This is a genomic window from Colwellia sp. TT2012, from assembly GCF_001440345.1.
Taxonomy (GTDB): Bacteria; Pseudomonadota; Gammaproteobacteria; order Enterobacterales; family Alteromonadaceae; genus Colwellia.
On sequence record NZ_LJYX01000104.1, the window covers coordinates 1 to 871 of the forward strand.

Annotated in this window: 1 protein-coding gene; it reads left to right on the forward strand. The window is 60.7% G+C overall.

What is annotated here, in order from left to right:
* Window positions 1-444 precede the first annotated feature (444 nt).
* Window positions 445-871: AraC family ligand binding domain-containing protein (locus tag ASU03_RS18940; protein WP_157465986.1), on the forward strand; the 427-nt coding region annotated here is incomplete at its 3' end.

Below are 871 nucleotides of genomic sequence, written 5' to 3' on the forward strand. Positions count from 1 at the left end.
CGATGGCATCGTAAGCGCGAGGGTCATAGGGGAAACCGTGCAGCAGAATCACCACTTCACCCCCGGCGGGGCCATGGGCTTGGTAAGCGATATCGAGCATGGGGGTGCGGGTATACAGCAGCGCGATCGAGGGGCTCATCGGGACTCCGTTCGGGTCACAGCAGTGAGACTGGACTTTAGCGCGAAACGGTTACGTTTTCTGCTGTGCCTGTACCGCCGCCATCGCAGCCTCGCCAAAGCTCGACAGCTCCCACAGGGGATTGGCGGTGGCCCCGGGATTTTAGTCTGAACAGCCTTTCTTTCAGGAGTCCATTGAGCTGACTGACGGCGCAGGGCACACGTTCAGTGGCTTGTCTGGAACGCGACGATGGCTGTCTATATCTATCGTTTTTGCCAGGGGGCTTTTGGTTAGAATCACAGGCTTGATGACGTGAGACGCTGCCCATGACAACTGTGCACCGGCCTTGGCTTGAGGCTTATGCCGACAACTACCGCAACGACGAAGTGGTCCATCCCCATTGTCATGCCCAGGCGCAATTGATCCACGGTGTTTCCGGGGTGATGGTGGTCAGCACGGCCCAAGGCAGTTGGCTGGTGCCGTCCGGGCATGCGTTGTGGGTGCCCGCCGGCACGCCCCATGAAATTCGCATGGCTGGCGAGGTGCATATGCGCACCTTGTTCCTCATGCCCGAGGTGGAGCCGAGCCTGGGTCGCACCTGCCAGGTGATTGAGGTTTCAGCGCTGCTGCGGGAACTGATCGTGGCTGCCACGCTGATCGCCGGTCAGCTCAACAACCCACGCCTGCCGGCAATGGTGGAACTGATCCGCATGGAACTGCTGGCCGCGCCGGTGGTGGCCATGCATGTACCGG